The organism is Beijerinckia indica subsp. indica ATCC 9039, from assembly GCF_000019845.1.
Lineage (GTDB): Bacteria > Pseudomonadota > Alphaproteobacteria > Rhizobiales > Beijerinckiaceae > Beijerinckia > Beijerinckia indica.
In genome coordinates, this window is record NC_010581.1 from 3,639,782 (window position 1) to 3,657,996 (window position 18,215).

At 55.9% G+C, this 18,215-nt stretch carries 17 protein-coding genes; 9 read left to right on the top strand and 8 right to left on the bottom strand.

Features of this window, described 5'->3' with window-relative positions; genetic code table 11:
- The first annotated feature begins 38 nt into the window (after positions 1–38).
- A complete protein-coding gene (locus BIND_RS16210; protein WP_012386107.1) occupies positions 39–599 on the top strand; it encodes a helix-turn-helix domain-containing protein in 561 nt (186 codons plus the stop codon).
- A gap of 53 nt (positions 600–652) precedes the next feature.
- Here the strand turns inward: BIND_RS16210 and secB are convergent, their stop codons facing one another.
- A complete protein-coding gene (gene secB, locus BIND_RS16215; protein WP_012386108.1) occupies positions 653–1,135 on the bottom strand; it encodes a protein-export chaperone SecB in 483 nt (160 codons plus the stop codon).
- Between the two features lie 214 nt (positions 1,136–1,349).
- On the opposite strand from secB, the gene BIND_RS16220 reads away from it, so the two are divergent.
- Complete coding sequence (locus BIND_RS16220) at positions 1,350–4,217, top strand: DUF6165 family protein (RefSeq protein WP_012386109.1); 2,868 nt, start codon at positions 1,350–1,352, stop codon at positions 4,215–4,217.
- Between the two features lie 207 nt (positions 4,218–4,424).
- Here BIND_RS16220 and BIND_RS16225 read toward each other — a convergent pair whose 3' ends face one another.
- The 4 genes from BIND_RS16225 to BIND_RS16240 form a co-directional block, all read right to left on the bottom strand.
- Positions 4,425–5,993 (bottom strand): GMC family oxidoreductase, encoded by a 1,569-nt coding sequence (locus tag BIND_RS16225; protein ID WP_012386110.1) that lies wholly within the window; start codon positions 5,991–5,993, stop codon positions 4,425–4,427.
- Positions 5,994–6,019: 26 nt separating this feature from the next.
- On the bottom strand, positions 6,020–6,571 hold the full coding sequence (locus BIND_RS16230) for a hypothetical protein (protein ID WP_012386111.1): 552 nt from the start codon (positions 6,569–6,571) through the stop codon (positions 6,020–6,022).
- 94 nt (positions 6,572–6,665) lie between these two features.
- On the bottom strand, positions 6,666–7,061 hold the full coding sequence (locus tag BIND_RS16235; protein ID WP_012386112.1) for a VOC family protein: 396 nt from the start codon (positions 7,059–7,061) through the stop codon (positions 6,666–6,668).
- Positions 7,062–7,066: 5 nt separating this feature from the next.
- Positions 7,067–7,498, bottom strand: coding sequence for a c-type cytochrome (locus BIND_RS16240; RefSeq protein ID WP_012386113.1), 432 nt, complete (start codon positions 7,496–7,498; stop codon positions 7,067–7,069).
- A 440-nt stretch (positions 7,499–7,938) separates the two neighbouring features.
- Here BIND_RS16240 and BIND_RS20275 point away from each other — a divergent pair, with 440 nt between their 5' ends.
- From BIND_RS20275 to BIND_RS16265, 4 genes are all read left to right on the top strand, one after another.
- Positions 7,939–8,880 carry a BON domain-containing protein gene (locus tag BIND_RS20275; RefSeq protein ID WP_012386114.1) on the top strand — a complete coding sequence of 314 codons (942 nt, stop codon included), beginning with the start codon at positions 7,939–7,941 and terminating at the stop codon, positions 8,878–8,880.
- Positions 8,881–9,103: 223 nt separating this feature from the next.
- Positions 9,104–9,397 carry a hypothetical protein gene (locus BIND_RS16255; protein WP_012386115.1) on the top strand — a complete coding sequence of 98 codons (294 nt, stop codon included), beginning with the start codon at positions 9,104–9,106 and terminating at the stop codon, positions 9,395–9,397.
- 350 nt (positions 9,398–9,747) lie between these two features.
- Positions 9,748–10,173: a large conductance mechanosensitive channel protein MscL gene (mscL, locus tag BIND_RS16260; protein ID WP_012386116.1), complete on the top strand. Its 426-nt coding sequence runs from the start codon at positions 9,748–9,750 to the stop codon at positions 10,171–10,173.
- Positions 10,174–10,449: 276 nt separating this feature from the next.
- Positions 10,450–11,682 (top strand): pyridoxal phosphate-dependent aminotransferase, encoded by a 1,233-nt coding sequence (locus tag BIND_RS16265; RefSeq protein WP_012386117.1) that lies wholly within the window; start codon positions 10,450–10,452, stop codon positions 11,680–11,682.
- A gap of 263 nt (positions 11,683–11,945) precedes the next feature.
- Here the strand turns inward: BIND_RS16265 and hemA are convergent, their stop codons facing one another.
- Together hemA and BIND_RS16275 are read right to left on the bottom strand one after the other, a co-directional pair.
- Complete coding sequence (hemA, locus tag BIND_RS16270; RefSeq protein ID WP_041778950.1) at positions 11,946–13,250, bottom strand: 5-aminolevulinate synthase; 1,305 nt, start codon at positions 13,248–13,250, stop codon at positions 11,946–11,948.
- Positions 13,251–13,654: 404 nt separating this feature from the next.
- Positions 13,655–14,239 carry a hypothetical protein gene (locus BIND_RS16275; protein WP_012386119.1) on the bottom strand — a complete coding sequence of 195 codons (585 nt, stop codon included), beginning with the start codon at positions 14,237–14,239 and terminating at the stop codon, positions 13,655–13,657.
- Between the two features lie 14 nt (positions 14,240–14,253).
- Here BIND_RS16275 and BIND_RS21450 point away from each other — a divergent pair, with 14 nt between their 5' ends.
- On the top strand, positions 14,254–14,493 hold the full coding sequence (locus BIND_RS21450; RefSeq protein WP_148210671.1) for a hypothetical protein: 240 nt from the start codon (positions 14,254–14,256) through the stop codon (positions 14,491–14,493).
- A gap of 77 nt (positions 14,494–14,570) precedes the next feature.
- Here BIND_RS21450 and BIND_RS20280 read toward each other — a convergent pair whose 3' ends face one another.
- On the bottom strand, positions 14,571–15,170 hold the full coding sequence (locus BIND_RS20280; RefSeq protein WP_012386120.1) for a hypothetical protein: 600 nt from the start codon (positions 15,168–15,170) through the stop codon (positions 14,571–14,573).
- Positions 15,171–15,696: 526 nt separating this feature from the next.
- Between BIND_RS20280 and BIND_RS16285 the strand changes: the two genes are divergently transcribed.
- Both BIND_RS16285 and BIND_RS16290 read left to right on the top strand, forming a co-directional pair.
- Positions 15,697–16,503 carry a hypothetical protein gene (locus BIND_RS16285; protein WP_012386121.1) on the top strand — a complete coding sequence of 269 codons (807 nt, stop codon included), beginning with the start codon at positions 15,697–15,699 and terminating at the stop codon, positions 16,501–16,503.
- A 951-nt stretch (positions 16,504–17,454) separates the two neighbouring features.
- Entirely contained in the window at positions 17,455–18,120 is a 666-nt protein-coding gene (locus tag BIND_RS16290; protein ID WP_012386122.1) for a Spy/CpxP family protein refolding chaperone, read from the top strand.
- Positions 18,121–18,215: the final 95 nt, after the last annotated feature.

An 18,215-nucleotide genomic window follows, 5' to 3' on the forward strand; every position in this document is an offset into this window, starting at 1 on the left:
CACATCGGCTCTTTTCACCTTGCCAAGGAGGGACTGCAATGACGCGCACCAGCACCGCCATCAGCGCGGCCGAGGCCGCCAGACTGACTGGTGTCGATAAATCGACCATCACCCGAGCGGTGAAGGACGGAAAATTTTCAGCCCAAAAGGATATCAACGGCCGGCTCGTCATCGAGCCAGCAGAATTGTTCCGGGTTTTTGCGCCCGTGCCGCTGACCGCTCAGACATCCAACACGGAAGAGATGCTTTCGATGGATGATGAGGAGGATGGAGACAGCGCCGACGGCAAGGCCACCTCAGCCGATACTGTTTCCGAGGCGCAACGGTGGCGCTTCGATGCGGTCCGGCGTGAACTCGAGGAAAGCCGCCGCGAGCGCGATAAAGAGCAGGAGGAGCGTCTGCGCGAGCGCCGCACCGCCGATGAGACGATCGCGGATTTGCGCCGTCGCCTGGATTGCTCGGAAGAAGAACGCCGGAAGAAGGATACACAAGTCACCCATCTTCTGACGGATCAGCGCGAGAAAGCGGTGGCTAAAGTCGAGAAGATGGAAAAACAGACGGTTTGGAGTCTGTTGGGATGGGGGCGGCGCAGCGCCTAAACATCAGACCCAAAAGTGTCCTCCACTTTTGGGTCTAAACTTTTACTGCTTTTTCAGGATTTCAGCTGTGGTGCGCTGGCGGCCACTTCATCAAGCCGCTTGCGGTAGAGCGCGGCGAAATCGATCGGATCAATATAGAGGGGCGGGAATCCGCCGCTGCGAACTGCATCGGCAATGATCTGCCGGGCAAAGGGAAACAACAGGCGCGGACATTCGATCATCACGACCGGATGCATGTCATTCGGCGAGATATTGAGCAAGCGGAACATGCCCGCATAATCGAGCTCGAACTTGAACAGAGTATTGGCGCCCTCGCCCGCCGAGCCTTCCAGGACGATATTCACCTCGAAATCGGACTCGGCCAATTGTTGCGCGTTGACATGAACCTGAATCGCGATATTCGGGGCCTTTTCCTGTGGCCCTAAGGAACGCGGCGCGTTCGGGTTCTCGAAGGAAAAATCCTTCGTATATTGCACCATCGCATTGATCGCGGGTGCCTGATCTTGCGTTTCTTGCGTTCCGTTACCATCAGCCATGATTTGTCTCCTGCGGCGAGCCCCCTAGCACGGATAAATGCCTTCCACAAGCCAATGCGGTGAGCCGTGCCCGCACCCCACACAAGCCTGGCGCAAGTCTTTATTGAGGCCTCATCTTTTTGCCAGAACGGCCCATTTTCGCGTTGATCGAAAGGTCAGGCCCGCGAAAGTTTTCTCCGCTTCAATCAGCCATGCAGGAACCGATGTCCATGCAATGAGCCGGCTCGCCCGCTCAACCATCCATCGGCCAATCCCTTCCATGGGCCGCTTGCGCGGTGTCGAGCACAAACTGATGAATGGCAGCCTGTCCCAAGACTTTAATCACACCCCGCCCCAGAATCGCGAGGAGATTCGCGAGAAATCCCAGTTGCAGGCCGTGGTCGCCGAGGCCTTCCGCCTGCTGAAGGAAGGAGCACCGGAACGCGCCATCGCTTATATCGCGCCTTTCAGCCCTTTGGCCGCCCGCAGCGAGATCGGCTGCTACGTCTTCGGCTTGATCTGTTTCAATGCCGACGATCCGCGCGATGCGCTGAGCTGGTTCGACCGGGCGCTCAATCTGAAACCCGCTTATCCGGAGGCCCTCGGCGCCAAGGCGATCATTCTGCAAAGGCTCGGCCGACCCCAGGAGGCCCTCGAGGTTTTCGAGGCCGCCTGGATGCTGCGTCCCACGGATGTCGAAATCCTCTTCAGCATCGGTGTCGTCAGACAAAGCCTCGGCCAGATGAAGGAAGCGCTTGACGCTTATGAACAGGCCTTGTGCCTGCGCCCCGATTATTGCGAGGCTCTGACCAATCGCGGCGCCCTGCTCGAGCGATTCGGCCGGTTCGCCGAAGCCCTCGAATGTTTCGAAGAGATTGCCCGCCAGCGCAATGATGACAGCGTCAATCTCTTCAATATGGGATCCGTCCTGCAAAAGCTTGGGCGCCTCGAGGACGCGCTCGCCGCTTATGAAAAGGCTGCCCGCATCGGCCCGCCTGACCCCGAGACGGAACTCAATCGCGGCAATGTCCTGCAGAAACTCTCTCGTTTCGAAGAAGCGATCGCATGTTACGATCAAGCGCTTCTCTACCGTGCCCATTATCCGCAAGCTTTTTATAATAAAGGCATAGCGCTTCAGGGCCTCGGCAAACCACACGAAGCGCTCGCGGCCTATGACGCCGCGCTTGGTCTCGAGCCTTCCTATTGCGAGGCCTGGTGCAATCGCGGCAATATCCTGCACGAGCTCAAACGCCTGCCCGATGCCCTTCTCTCCTATCGCGAAGCCCTGAAAGTCCGGCCTCATTTCCTACCGGCTTTGACCAATCGCGCCAATGTTTTGTTGGAGTTGAACCGCTTCGAAGAAGCCCTGCATTCCTGCACCGAAGCCTTGAAACATGATCCCAATCATGCGCGCGCCTTAGGGATTTCCGGCGCGATCCTTCATAAATTATCGCGGTTCCATGAAGCCCTGGAGGCGCTCGACAAAGCCGCCGCGCTCAATCCAGCCTCACCCGAAGTCGCGCTCAACCGCGGCAATGTCTTGCAGGAGCTCGGCCGTCTGCCCGAAGCGATTGCCGCTTATGAAAAAGCTCTTGCTTTAAAAAACCCCTATCCCGAAGCTCTGTCGGGCCTGGGCGTCGCCTTGAAGGAACAGGGCCGTTTCAACGAAGCGCTGGCTTGTTTCGATCAGGCACTAGACCTCAAGCCGGATTTTGCCGATGCCCGCAACAACCGCGCCGGCCTCCTCTTGCTTTACGGACGTTTTGAGCAAGGGTTTGCCGATTACGAGAGTCGCTGGGACAGATCGAACGCCCCCCGAAAGATTTTCGAATCGAAGCTGCCATATTGGGAAGGCGCGCCGTTGCAGGGCCAGAAACTCATCGTCTTCGATGAACAAGGCCTGGGGGACCTCATTCAATTTGCCCGTTATCTGCCGTGCCTCGTCGATGCGGGGGCCGAGGTAACTTTCCTTGCCCGCCGATCCATGCATCGGCTGCTCTCTTCCCTCCAAGGACCCATTCGACTGATCGCTTCCGTCGATCCCGAAGAAGACTTCACCTATCAAATCCCTCTCATGGGTCTTCCCCGTGCGTTCGGGACACGTTTGGAGACGATCCCTGCAGCCGTGCCCTATCTCAAAGCTGAAGTCGATCGTATCACCCAATGGGCGGAAAGGATCGGAGGGCCATCATTCCGCATCGGCATCTGCTGGAAGGGCAACCCGCATATCAATCTGCGGCGCGGCATGTCACCGGATCATTTCGCTCCCCTCGCGGCCCTGCCGAATGTGCGGCTGTTCAGCCTGATGCGCGAATCTTCTCTCACTGAAGCAGAGGGATCTCGCATCCCGGATTTTATCGAGACACTCGGCCCGGATTTCGATGCTGGCGATGATGCCTTTCTCGATTGCGCGGCCGTGATGGACAATCTCGATCTCATCATCACCTCGGATACATCAATCGCGCATCTCGCGGGCGCTCTCGCCCGACCGGTTTTTCTTGCCTTGAAACAGATTCCGGATTGGCGCTGGCTGATGGAGCGTGAAGACTGCCCCTGGTATCCAACCATGCGTCTTTTCCGGCAAAAGCAAAATGGCGAGTGGCGAGAGGTTTTCGACGCCATGACGCGCGCCGTCGCGGAAAAGCTCCGTCAGGAGCCGACGCCTGCCACGGGCCATGATAGCCTTGGCCCAAGCTCATCCTCATTGCGACATCCCCTCGCCATTCCCAGTGGCATTGGAGAGCTGATCGACAAGATCACCATTCTGGAAATCAAGGCAAGCCGGATCGGCGATACCGATAAACGCGCTCATGTCGAACATGAGCTTGCCCTGTTGCGGCAATTGCGAATGGAGAATGGTTTCGACACGGTGAGTCTCGCCCCTCTGGAAACAAAACTCAAGGCCGCCAATCTCATATTGTGGGAGGCCGAGGACGCTTTACGTCAACATGAGGCGGAAGGGAATTTTGGGGCGAATTTCATTCACCTGGCACGCCAAGTCTACAAAACCAATGATCAGCGCGCTGCATTAAAACGAGAGATCAATATCATTTTCAACTCGCCGATCATCGAGGAGAAATCCTACAATGATCGGCGAGCGTGAACCGGCTTCACTTCCATGTTTCGATGCAGCCTTTGACCATGAAGGCCGTTACAGGATGCTCGCTACGGCCCTTTAGAGCAAACACGGATTTGCTTGACGCAAAGTGAATTGCATCACTTGAAAATGTATCGGCGATGCCGTCTCGAAGTGCTCACCCTCAGCGAGGATTCGAAGGAGAACATCATCTTCTCCTTCGAACGGAATTGGTCAGATTGTACGCTTGCCCATTTCCGCAGCAATGTAGTCAGCTTGCCGGATAGCAAGCGCGACAATGGTCAGCGTCGGATTTTCGCCGGCCCCCGTCGTGAATTGTGACCCATCCGACACAAAGAGATTCTTGATGTCATGGGTCTGGCCATATTTGTTCACGACGCCATCACGAGGCTTTTCGGACATGCGATTGGTGCCGAGATTATGCGTCGATGGATAAGGTGTCTGCGGGAAGACGCGCCTGGCGCCTACGGCCTCATAAAGCGCAGTCGAGCGCTCATAGGCATGATTGCGCATGGCAATGTCATTGGCGTGATCATCATAATGAACATTAGCGACCGGCAGACCATATTTGTCCTTGGCCGCATTGTCCAAAGTGACGCGATTCGTCTCCTGCGGCATATCCTCACCGACGATCCAGAGACCTGCCATATTCTGATAGGAATCGAGCGCCGACGTGATACTCCTGCCCCAGGAACCAGGGTTGAGGAAGGCCGCCATGAAGGGCAGGCCGACCGAAATCGTCTCCAGTTCATAGCCACCGACGAAACCGCGTTCCGGTTTGTGACCACTTTCATCGCGGACGATACCGGCCATGGTCGTGCCACGATACATATGGATCGGCCGATCGAAAATTCCGAAGACAGCACCGGTCGTATGCCGCATGTAATTGCGTCCGACCTGACCCGAGGAATTGGCGAGACCATCCGGGAACAGATTTGAGGCCGAATTGAGCAGAATACGCGGACTTTCGATCGAATTGCCGGCAATGCAGACGATACGCGCCTTCTGTCTTTGCCGATTGCCCTGACTATCGGCGTAAACGACACCGGTGACTTTGCCATTGGCATCGTGTTCGATGCGCAGAACGTGGCTTTCCGGCCGAACCTCAAGCTTGCCGGTTTCCTCGCCTTTCGGGATTTCGGCGTAAAGCGTCGACCATTTCGCGCCGGATTTACAGCCTTGGAAACAGAAACCGATCTGCTGGCAACTGCCACGGCCGTCACGCGGCTGCGAATTGATCGCCATGCGTCCCGTATGAACCTCCTTATAGCCGAGGGCCTTCGCACCGGCTTCCAGGATCTTGTAATTATTATTGCCTGGTAGGCCGGGGATCCCATTGGTCCGTGTGACACCCATTTTGGACTCGGCCTTGTCATAATAGGGCTCGAGATCCTTGAGTGTAATCGGCCAATCGAGGAGGTTTGCGCCCTGGACCTCTCCGTAATGCGTGCGGGTCTTGAATTCATGGTCCTGGAACCGCAGCGAGGCCCCCGCCCAATGGATGGAGGTGCCACCAACCGCTTTGACGATCCAGGCCGGCAGATTCGGGAAGTCCTTATGAACGCGCCAGGAGCCTGACGTCGTACGCATATCGCTCCAGGACAATTGCGTGAAGCTCTCCCATTCGTCGTTGATGAAATCCTCGATTTCGAAACGGGGTCCAGCCTCGAGCATCACAACCTTGATACCTTTCAAGGCGAGCTCCGTGCCGAGCGTTCCCCCACCCGCGCCGGAACCGATGATCACGACAACAGAATCATCATTGAGATCGAATTTAGTCATGAATGCGCCCTCCCTGATGCCGCCGCCTAGAGCCAAGCCAGATCGTTGAAGCCGCGATTAATATAGCCGCCCTTCGAGGCGCTCTCGCCTTCATAACCGAAGAACGGCCAGACCTCCTTCTGATTGTAGAGGCCGACAATCAAACCAGAACGAATGGTCTGGAAGAAAGGATCAGTTTCGATTTCGCGCAGGATCGCGATACGCGGCTCTTCCCAGCCGATCTCCGCATAGGGGACGCCATGCCTTGCCTTGGCGAGCCGATCGACCAAAGCGACACCGCCTTCGATCAGGTTTTTGACCGCAGGATCTTTGGCCGCCTTGACATCGTAATCCTTCACGGCGATCGCATAATATTTATCGGGCAAGTGGTCATGCGGATAAATATCGCGTGCGACCTTCACGAGGGTCTTCATCGTTTCTGGCCGCAGACTCTTGGTTTCGAGGCCCCAGGCCTCACCCTGGTGAATCAGGGCCGATCCGGAAATGATGATCGCCGTCGAGGCAACCACCGAGCCCGCCAGAAAACGCCGCCGGTCGAGATTGGCTCCAGGCGCGCGTCCCTCCTCAGGTTTGCTCATTGCTTCCTCCCCTATTTTATCAAAATTTTTATCATTATGGCGAGGGCGTTCGCACCGCCCTCGCCCAACTCGCTTGTGTGGCTTGATCGCTGGTTCAGCGATAGCGCCCGTGTTTTTGCAGCACTTCGGTCTTGTATCCGTCGGGGTCCTGCACAAAGAAGAACCGCGCCATCAAGCCGCCGTCACGAAAGAATTCCTTGATCGGATTGGGTTTCAAGCCAGCCGCCTCAAACCGTGCATGTTCCTTGTCGAGATCATCGACCACGACCGCGATATGCCCATAGCCGTCGCCGAGATTATACGGTTCCTTGCGATCGTGATTGATCGTCAGTTCCACTTCGAAGTCGGCGTCGGGACTGCGCAGATAGACGAGCGTGAATCCTTCGAAAGGAAAACGATCGGCAACCGCCAATCCGAGAGCCGTCTTGTAGAAGGCCACGGAACGTTCCTCCTCCAGGACACGCAGCATCACATGAATCGTTTTAGTCATGACGCTTATTTGCTCTCCTTGGACAATGAACTCAGATAATCGATCACCAGACGCCGCTTCTCCGCATTGGCCTGCCGGTAATTCATGAAGGTTCCCGGATGCGCTTCCTGCGAATTGGTCAACCAGGGATCGAGTGTCGTCTCATTCCATACCCAGGTGCCGGATTTCAACGCCGGCGAATAGTTAAAATCGGCGATGCTCCCGACCTTGCGGCCGTAGACGCCAGCAAGATTGGGCCCCTGGCGATTGCCGGCTCCGGGTTCGGCCGTATGGCAGACGCCGCAACTGGTCAAAAACTGTTGTTTTCCCTTTTCGGCATCCTCGGCCTTCGCCCCAAGAGCCGACCCCGCTAGCGCGCACAAAAGCGCAAGAACACGGACATCGGCGCGCCGCGCTGCCTGTAAAATTGGACGAAAGATAAAACCCGCGGAAACCATCGGCGAACCTTCTCCCTTTTCAGGACGCCTGAGATCGAAATCGTGCTTTCGGCTGGCCTTGGCGTCTCACATGGACGCCCTATATCATGGCCTTGTACGGGCACGTTGTCGGCACCCTATAATCAGCGGCGCCACGAGAGGTAGTAATCGGTTACTACAAAGCGAATTTCGCGGCCTCTTTCAGCCGCTGGGACCGCGACCCGGACAAGGCCGCAATTTTCCATTCAAGGATTCCCCCCCACCTATCGCTCAGAGCAAAGCCTTCCCCAAAGCCAAGGAAAAACGGCACGAATCTGTCGTTTTCGCGCCCCTGAAGGGATCTTTTTTGCTTTGACGGAGTTAACATAACTATTTGTTATTTCAGCTGGAACAAAAGCATAGGTCCGAACGTTTTTCAGGTGCGCATAGGCTCGCATGCGCAAACATGAAGGAGACTGGAAATGGCCTCTCAAGACCGCAGGCTTCAAGAGAACCGTTACCGCCAGGACGATTGGTCCGATCACCGTCGCGATCGTTTCGGGCGGGAGGATTATCGCAATGACGAAGGCCGCCGCTATCGCAGCGAACGCCAGGATTTCCAGGACAATCCCAACGATTACGGCCGTGGCCGGGAGCTGACCTTCCGCGAGGATTACGCACGCAATGGTGATTACCTTGGACGCTATCCAGGTGATCTCAGCGGCCGCAATCATTTCGATGAAGAATATTTCATCGATGACAGCCAATTCGCTGGTCGCGATTATGCTGATCGCCAGGCCCGCGCCCGGTCTCAACGACTGCTGCAAGGCCCGCTTCAAGGCCGTGGCCCGGACAATTACGGAAATCGCCCCTATGGGCTCGTGATCGAGAAACGTTTTGAACGGGACTATGTGGGGCGTGGGCGCGATTTTGACGACCTCGAGCGTGGCTATGGCCAAGGTTATGGTCAGGAACGTGGTTCTTGGACTCGCGCCAGCGATGACATTTCCCCCTGGTTCGATGACGATGCGGTGGCGCACCGTCGCGATCTCGACACAGAACATCTCAACGAACGTTTTTCCGGCCGCGGTCCGAAAAACTATAAGCGTTCGGATGTGCGTATCCTCGAAGATATCGGTGATCGTCTGACCGATGATCCTTATGTCGATGCCTCGGAGATTGAGGTTCTCGTCCACGACAACGAAGTGACATTGAACGGTATTGTCAGCAACCGGATCCAGCGACGCCGCGCCGAATTGATCGCCGAATCCGTATCCGGCGTGCATCATCTCCAAAACAACTTGCGCCTGCGCAGCCACCACAAGGCACACGCTCAAGCTGGGAGTCACGCTGGCGCCAACGACGAGCCGAATGCGCCCGCCTCCAACGCACAGAAATCTTCAGCGCCGACGGCCCATAAATAAGCCCCCACAACCAGACCATGGCATTTCTTTCAGGGACCGCCTCTCATGGACGCGCTTCTCTTGAAAGAATGTCATGGATCTGACGCAGCAAAAGGCTAATCCGCCGCTCAACATCAGGGCATCGGAGGATTTTGCCCCATTCCATACAGGTTCGGCTCACGTCGAATCTGTCTTTTAGTTGCTTCCACCCAAATTACGGCATTGATTTTGCTTGACACATGGCATGATCGATTCTCAGCCTTTTTCGGTGAAAGCCATGTCGGAAAAAGTCGTCAGTCTTCGCGGAGCCCATCCGGTCCAGTCATCGCAGCCGAATACGACGGTGATCGAGGAATTGGAACGCCTGCTCGAGGCCGCCAAGGCCGGGGAAATCGTGGGACTTGCGGGCACTTACGTCCATAAAGACAAAGTGGTCACCTATTCCTATGCCGGCGCTGTCGGCAGCTATGCCATGCTGGGCGGTCTCGACTGCGTCAAGGAACGTCTGCTCCGCATTGCCATGTCTCAGGAAGGCTGATCTCGAGCATCCCCCAGAAAGGCCCTTTTTGGGTGAACTTGATGTCAACAGGCTCCTTTAGCCGTTACCCGCACTGCCCTTTTTAGGCCGTCGGCAGGGGCGGAACGAGAGTCTCATCTCATCCACACATCATGCATGCCAAAGCGAAACGCTTTCCCAAAGTGTTTCGCTTTGCTTTTATGTGTCTTCTCAGCGCCTCGTTTTGTACAAAAAATGCGCTAAACCGCGATCATTTCGGCTCGACGCGCCTACACTATCATGATTTCCTGTCACAATGCTGTTCGTCCGATCCTCATCACGATGACGTGGCGGCATCTGGTTCCCTTCCGGGAGGGTTGAGGAGGTCATTGATGTTCAAGGAATTTCGTGAATTCGCACTCAAGGGCAATGTGGTCGATCTGGCGATCGGCGTTATCATCGGCGCCGCATTCGGGAGAATTATCGACTCGCTCGTGAATGACATTATCATGCCTTTTTTCGGCGCCCTCGGCGGCCTCGATTTTTCCAATTATTTCTTCCCTCTCACCAAGGGTGTCACAGCCAGCTCACTCGCGGAAGCACGCCGGCAGGGCGCGGTCCTCGCCTGGGGTAATTTTCTGACCGTGGCGGTCAATTTCCTCATCATTGCTTTCGTTCTGTTCTTGATCGTGCGCAGCATCAACACGTTCCGCAAGAGAGTCTTGAAGGAAAATCTCGAGGTTACCCCGCCCGCAAAACCACAAGACGTGGTGGTTCTCGAGGAAATCCGCGATCTGATTGCCGCGCGCCGCGCCTAATCCAATTGTCTCATCATGACGAGCGAAGCGAAAGTTTCGCTCGTCATGATGATCCCCGGCAACTCGCTATCAAATTCCATAGAGAGATCAGACCAATTTGGGATCCACTATCTCGATCAGAGCTTATGATGTACACGGTATAGAGCGTCCAATATCTTGACGTGACTTTGGATTGCTTCGCTTTACGCGCAATCCCCTCTGATCCTGCCATAGGATCAGACCACTCATCATCATTCCCTCAGGATAAGTCGGAAGCATCCCGGCAGGTGGATCTCTATGACGATAGAATTTTCGTCTTCGGTTGCCCTCCCCGTGGCACGTCCAGAACCCAGCCCTGAAGCCCTGGCCGCCCCGGAAAGCGGAATCGTTGAGGTTTTCGCTTATGGGCGCGGTCGTCAGGGCCTCATCCCTCTTTTCGTCGGAGAAGGGGATTTGCCGACGCCACCCTTCATTGTCGAGGCGGCTTCGCGCTCACTGACTGAGGGTGAAACCTTCTACACCTATCAGGCGGGCGTACCGGAACTCCGAGCGGCGATTGCCGCCTATATGTCCCGGCATTATGGCGCGATCTACGAGCGGACCGTCGCCCCTTTCAGTCCGGAGCAATTCTTCGTCACGATTGGCGGCATGCACGCGCTGCAAATCGCCTTGCGTCTCGTGGCGCGCGCCGACGAGGAGGTCATCGTGCCGACGCCGGCCTGGCCTAATTTCCATGGCGCCTTGAGCGTCCTCGGCGCCCGACCCATCACCGTCCCCATGTTGTTTCAGAATAATGGGTCTCCTGGCTGGACCCTCGATTTTGATCGGATCGAGGCCAGCATCACACCAGCGACACGGTGTCTGATCGTTAATACGCCCTCCAATCCAACGGGCTGGGTGGCCAGCCTCAAGGATCTTGAAACCCTCCTCGCCTTAACGCGGCGGCACGGACTTTGGCTTGTTGCCGATGAAATCTATGGCCGCATGACCTTCAACGGCGAGCGCGCGCCATCTTTTCACGATATCATGGAGAAGGATGACAATATCCTGTTTCTCCAAACTTTTTCCAAAAACTGGGCGATGACGGGATTGCGCCTCGGTTGGCTTGAGGCGCCGCGTTCCCTGGCGCCGATCATCGAGAATCTGATCCAATATTCCACATCTGGCGTCGCCGTGCCCTGGCAGCGGGCAGCGACCGTCGCCTTGGAACAAGGCGAGGATTTCTTTCAGCAGTCCTTGCGGCGCATACACCAGGGACGCACCATCCTTTATGAAGGCCTGAAAAAGACCGGGCGGATCATCGCCGCCGAACCCGAGGGCGCCTTTTATCTGTTCTGCAAGGTCATGGGAGAGACGGATACTCGCCAACTCGCCTTGCGCTTGATTGACGAAGCCAATGTCGGCGTCGCGCCGGGAACAGCCTTCGGCCCAGGCGGCGAAGAATTCCTCCGGCTCTGCTTTGCACGTGACCCTGCCCTCCTCACGGAAGCCGTCCGCAGACTCAGCCTTTGGCTGGAACAACACGGCTAGAGCATCAGACCCAAAAGTGGCTCCCACTTTTAGGACCAATCTGATGCGTTTTCAAAAAAGATAGAGCATCAGACACGATTCTAATTTGAAAGTCTGATGCTCTAAAACCCGGAAACGTTCGGGGTGACATCGTTTCACATCATCCCAGAATGTATGCGCGCATGATGGGAGATTTTGGACACTGGCCCCAAAACAAGAAACCCAAAAGTGACCGGCACTTTTGGGTTTCTTGAAAAATCTTCAGGCTCGGCCCGTCGCAAAGCCTATTCGGCGGCTTTCTTGAATTCGGGGAAAGTGCAGCGGGCTTCCTCCGTTTCCTTTTCCTTCTCGCGGCGGAAAGCGACAATCTTCGGCTCGGCGACAAAAGGCAGTTTCAAGGTCTGCCAGACATCGACCATGGCCTCGACGAGATGCACGACATGGGCATCCGTATGCAAGGGGCTCGGCGTGATACGCAGTCTTTCCGTGCCTTTTGCGACAGTCGGATAATTGATCGGCTGAATGTAAATATTGTGCCGTTCGAGCAGCATATCGGTGGCGGTCTTGCACAATTCCGCATCGCCCACGAGAACGGGCACGATATGCGAGGGATTGTTCATGACCGGCAAACCCGCCGCGCTCAGAGCATGCTTGGTCAGCATGGATTGGCGCTGGTGCTGGGCGCGCCATTCCTTGCCATCCTTCAGGAGGCGCACGGCGGCATGAGCGGCCGCGGCAACGGCGGGCGGCAGAGCCGTAGTAAAGATGAAAGACGGCGCATAGGAGCGCACGGCATCGATGATGGACTTACTCGCGGCAATATAGCCGCCGAGCGTGCCAAACCCCTTGGCAAGCGTCCCCTCGATCACGTCGATGCGGTCCATGACACCATCGCGCTCGCCAATGCCGCCACCATGCGGGCCATAAAGGCCGACCGCATGCACTTCATCCATATAGGTCATGGCATTATAGCGATCGGCGAGATCCGCGATCGCGGCGATTGGCGCGATATCGCCATTCATCGAATAGAGGCTTTCGAAGACGATGAGCTTGGCCTGGTCGGGATCCGCCGCCGCCAATAATTCCTCAAGATGGGCAAGATCATTGTGGCGGAAGATCTGCCGCTTGGCTGAGGACCGTCTGATCCCCTCGATCATCGAATTATGATTGAGCTGATCAGAAAGGATCAGGCAATTGGGCAACAGGTCGGCGATGGTCGAAATAGCCGCGAGATTGGAGATCCAGCCAGAGGTAAAGACGAGAGCCGCAGGCTTGTCGTGCAGGCTGGCGAGTTCGTCTTCGAGCTGCACCAAGGGATGATTGGTGCCGGAAATATTGCGGGTGCCGCCAGCGCCGACACCGTACCGGGACGCAGCCTCGCTCATGGCGGCGATGACATCCGGGTGCCGGCCCATGCAGAGATAATCGTTGGAGCACCAGATGACGACATCTTCGATTCTATCGGGCGCGCGATGCCAACGAGCGACGGGATAGGTAGCGGCGTCGCGTTCGAGATCAGCAAAGACCCGATAGCGCCGCTCTGCCTTGAGCCGCAGGATCGCGTCGTCAAAAAATTGGCCGTACTCTATCATGGGATATTTGCCAGTCCTGCTGCCCCGGTTTCGGGCCGGAGGTGGAAGAGCCGTACGCCCAGTCCCCGCGTCTGGACGACTCTGAGGTTGATAAAGGTTTTATCACTCTATCAAAAGCCCTTCCCAAGCGGCCAATAGTCTCATGGCCAGAATGGGAAGCGAAGATGCTTGTGACAGGAGCCGCGCAATTATGCAAGTCGTGAATGAAATTTAGCTTTACAGATTCATTTGAATGCCGCCATGCTCTAATATTGAGCATATTTGCCAAGCTCGCGCTTTCGCCTCGAAAGGCTTTGGACCAAGGTCCGCATGGGGCAAGCCTGGACGTTCTAGCAAAAAGGCGACCGGAGAAAACCGGCCGCCCTTGATTCCAGGCAATCCTTGCTGATCGCCACAAAAGATCAGGGGCTTACAGTGCCCCTCGCGCGACCACCACTCACTTTGCAGGAACAGCCTCCGCCAATATAGCCGGACTGCCGTAAGGTGCAGATCCGCACTGCCGTCGTGCAGGAATGGCCGATACCTCCCTCGCCCATGCTGCGGCCCGTGGTCACCGGCGCCGTAGGAACCGAGGCCACATAACCGCCGCCGGGATAGCCATATCCGTAGCCATAAGAATAGGGATAATCATAGCCATAGCTATAATCGTAAGGATAATCCCAACCCCAGCCCGAATTCCACAGGCCGGGACCGGCAAGGCCCACGCCAAGGCCATAATAGGGCCAATAGCCGCCGCCCCAACCCCAGCGGCCACCACGCCAACCACCACCGCGCCAGCCTCCGCCCCAACCGCCGCCATGCCAGCCGCCGCCATGCCAGCCGCCGCCTCCCCAGCCACCGCCGCCGTGGAAACCACCACCACCACCGTGGAAACCGCCGCCGCCGCCACCGATGAAACCACCCCCGTTGCGCGCCTCGGCCTGAGAACTAACAGCCAGAGCCAAGGCCAATGCGGCAACCGCAATGGCTGATCCTAAACGTTTCATGATGGAGTCCTTACTTGGCGTTCTTCCTCGAATGTGCATGTTCTTACGAGAAGAACATTGCTGAGGAAAACAGCAAAAATCGTCAGGAAAACGGTGAGAGACTACCACGATTCCACCCGAATGCCTGCGCTTCTTTCCCGCATAAAACCGTGACCCTTTCGGCACAATCGCCTGTTTCCAATCTGCTTGTGTTCATGAATGCTGGCACCACGGCAGATCTCTCTTGCGTGGCGGTTTCAAGCTGTGATTTTTAGGCTTCTTTTTCAAGGTGCCATTAAAAAGGCGGCCGGAGAAAACCAGCCGCCGCTGTCCGATCATGATAGTATCTTGATTAAGGGCTGACGGTACCCCGGGCGCGGCCGCCGCTGACCCTGCAGGAACATCCCCCGCCAATATAGCCGGATTCTTTCAAGAGACACGTCCTGACGGGCGTTGTGCAGTAATTACCAATGCTCCCGCCAACTGCCACGCTGCGTCCCGTCTGCAGTGTCCCCGGAGCGACGTAACCAGCAGTGGGGTAGCTGTAACCATAGTAGGGATAATCATAGCCATAACCATAGCCATAATCATAAGGATAACCCCACAGGCCTGTGCCGAAACCATAACCTGTGCCCAAACCATAATAAGGCCAGAAGCCACTGCTGGCGACCACACGACGGCCATGCCATCCGCCGCCCCATCCGGGACCACGCCAGCCACCGCCCCAGCCGGCACCGCGCCAGCCGCCATTCCAGCCGCCGCCATGCCAACCGCCCCCATGCCAGCCGCCGCCTCCCCAGCCACCGCCACCACCGTGCCAACCACCGCCGCCGCCGTGGAAACCACCACCACCACCCATGAAACCACCCCCATTGCGCGCCTCAGCCTGAGAACTCAAAGCCAGAGCCACGGCCAGCGCGGAGGCCGCCAAGACCGATCCGAAACGATTCATGACGAATTCCTTCATTGTCATTCACTCCCTCGGAAGCGAATGTCCGCGACAAAAGGACAATGCGAGGGAGGCAGCGAAAATTGTCATGAAAACGTCGAGCGAACAGGACAGTTCCGCCTACCACATGCATCTTTCCAAAACAAAACCACACCTTGTGATGACGGCTCATTCATCGCCAATGTTTACGACAAGACGTAGGCTTCGCGCAGGCTTCGGAGTCTAGGCTATTTTCCTGACCGAACCGTCACAGCACGGTCCGATCAATCGCCATTATGAATAGAACCTGAGTATCATGACGAGAAAGATGAGATTCATCATTATCGTTTCGCAGGAACTTTGATCGCTCAACCAGACCGTAAAGTCGATCACACGACTCCACCGTTCTGTACGCGACCATCAGCTTCGAGCCTTATGATCATTGATGCCGATACTTTGAAAATCCACCTTCTCTCTTTTGGCGACACAAAGTTTTCATCACACAATGATCCCCGCTTCAGGGATCACGCTCTAATCCTGTGAGAGACCAATGGAACAAATGTCCCCGCTCAATTCCGTCAAAAAGCCTTATCGTCCGTTGATCTTTCTCGCGACGCCCTGTTTCGGTGGCCTCGTCTCTCAACATTACATGCAATCCGTCCTGAGCCTCGTCCAGTTCGGCGGGCAAGCGGGCTTTGACATCACGCTCGCACTTCTCGGTCATGACTCGCTCATCACACGCAGTCGCAACACATTGATTGCGCAATTTCTGCAGCATACCGAAGCAACACATCTTTTGTTCGTGGACGCCGATATTGCCTTCGACCCCGAGCAAGTCTTCCACATGCTCGCCTTCGATCAGGATTTCGTCGCCGGCATCTATCCCTTGAAAGTCATCGATTGGACGCAACCAGCCATCAAACGCGTTGCCATGCGGGAAGAAAGTTTCGAGACGGCCGCCCTGCATTATGTAGGCTCACTCGAAACCGGCCAGGCCTTGGAACGCAAGGGACGTTTTGCGACAGGCATCTATTGTGGCGGCGGTTTCATGCTCCTGAAACGGCAAGTGGTCACACGCTTGATCGAGGCCTATCCTCAGAGCCGCTACAAAAATGTGCATGCTTTCTCGAACGCCAAAGCTGAGAACAATTACGCTCTCTTTGAATGTCTGATCGATAAAGAGACCGAAGCCTATGTCAGCGAGGATTTCGGGTTTTGCCAGAAATGGCGCGATATCGGCGGCCGCATCTGGCTCGATACCGAAGGCCGTCTCACCCATATCGGATCGTATCAATTCTCCGGCAGGCCGGCCCATCGCTATGCGGGCCCACCTTTGAACCTGGCCCTAGCGCAATAAGAGGAAGACACGCCCGCTGCGTCTATGCGGAGGCTGACAAAGCCGCCGCAATGGATGGAACGCGCTCGCTGTCGAGAATGGTTTACCGCATCCAACAAGGAAGCAACCACGCTTGTGCATCCAAATCATTGAAGGGTATTTTTGATGCGTCGCATTCTAGGACATGATCCATTGAAAGACCAGGCATCACGCTGCACAGCGCCGATGCTTTTCTTGAACATGCCCAAAGGAATCGCGAAAAAGTGACTCTTCGGGGAGAAAAGCGACGCGCTTCACGACCAGGCCGGCTTAATTTTTTCCATACTCTTGGAAGAGGGATGACAACAGCCAAAGACACTGATGTCATCCTTATGGACAAGACATGGAACTGACATATCCATCGTCCATTATTTTGATATCTCATACCAAGGGTCGCGGAGGCCCTTGGTCCAATCTTGAATTTTCGTTTTTCAGAGTGTTAACGAAAATTCAAGAGTAGCTTATCCAAGAATAGCTTATCAATGAGTGCATCATTCCGGGACATGTTTCGCCCGAAGGGGATCAAGAAAAGCCTCCCAGCGCGAGGGCATTCTTTTTGACCGATGGCATTGCTGATGACGAACTGTTCCGATTCGTCTCAGTCAAAAGAAAGTTTAATTCCTTTAGACGAAGGCCAGCTTCGACGAGGGGCTAGCTTGCTTTTTTAAAAAAATGGAGTGAACAATCACGACTGTTCCGCTAGCCGTTCGTCGCAACCGTTGGCATAAGACAAAACAGCCTTTTCTTCACAAAAATGTCATTCCCTCGCAGATTATCGTGCGGGGCCTATAAACGCATTTGCGATGAAGAGGTTGCATGCTTGCGGATACAGAATTGTTTGCCGCGTCGCAATGTCTCATCATGACCAAAGCTTAATTTGAATGCGGACGGGACTCTTCCTATTTGTTTGCGATCCTCTTGCTGGAGTGAACCATGAAGACGCGCTTACCCCTCGTTCTTGCTTTCACCGCCGTCGTCGGTTCCGGCGTCGCCTGGGCGGTTACGCCGGAGACTCCTGCCGCGCAGCCTCCGGCCGAAAAGGCTCATGCCGAACACGAGAATAACCATGAACATGAAGGCCCCCGCTTCTCGGCGGAGGATCGCGCAGCCTTTAACGATGCTCGGATCGCCGCCCTGCACGCTGGCTTGAAACTGTCCCCCGATCAGGAAAAGCTTTGGCCCAATCTCGAAACGGCCTTGCGCAACGCCATCAAATCTTTTGGCGAACTCTACAAACAACGCCAGGAAGAGCGCGCAGAGCAAAAAGAGCAGCCCCGCCCGCGCAATCCGGTCGCCTTCCTGCGCCGTTTGAGCGATATTGAATTGGCTCATGGCAATGCTGCAAAGGCTGTGGCCGACGCCGCGTCGCCCTTGTATGATACACTGACACAAGAGCAAAAGAATCGCCTGCCCTTCCTTCTCCGTGGCTTACACCGGAGCTGGATCCATGAGCATTTCGGCATGATGGGGGGATTTGGCGGACGCGGTCCCTGGCAGCGTGGCCCTGAGGGACGGTCCGAAATGAAAGAGCATAATCATGACCACGATGAGCATGATCATGATCACCATCATGATCACGACAATGATGATGAGGAGTAAGATCCGTTCGGAAAGAGCCGAAGTTTTTGCCGACAGCAAAAGCTCTTAAAAACGAGAACTCAAGGTTCCATCAAAAAGGGCGGATCGGCATGCCG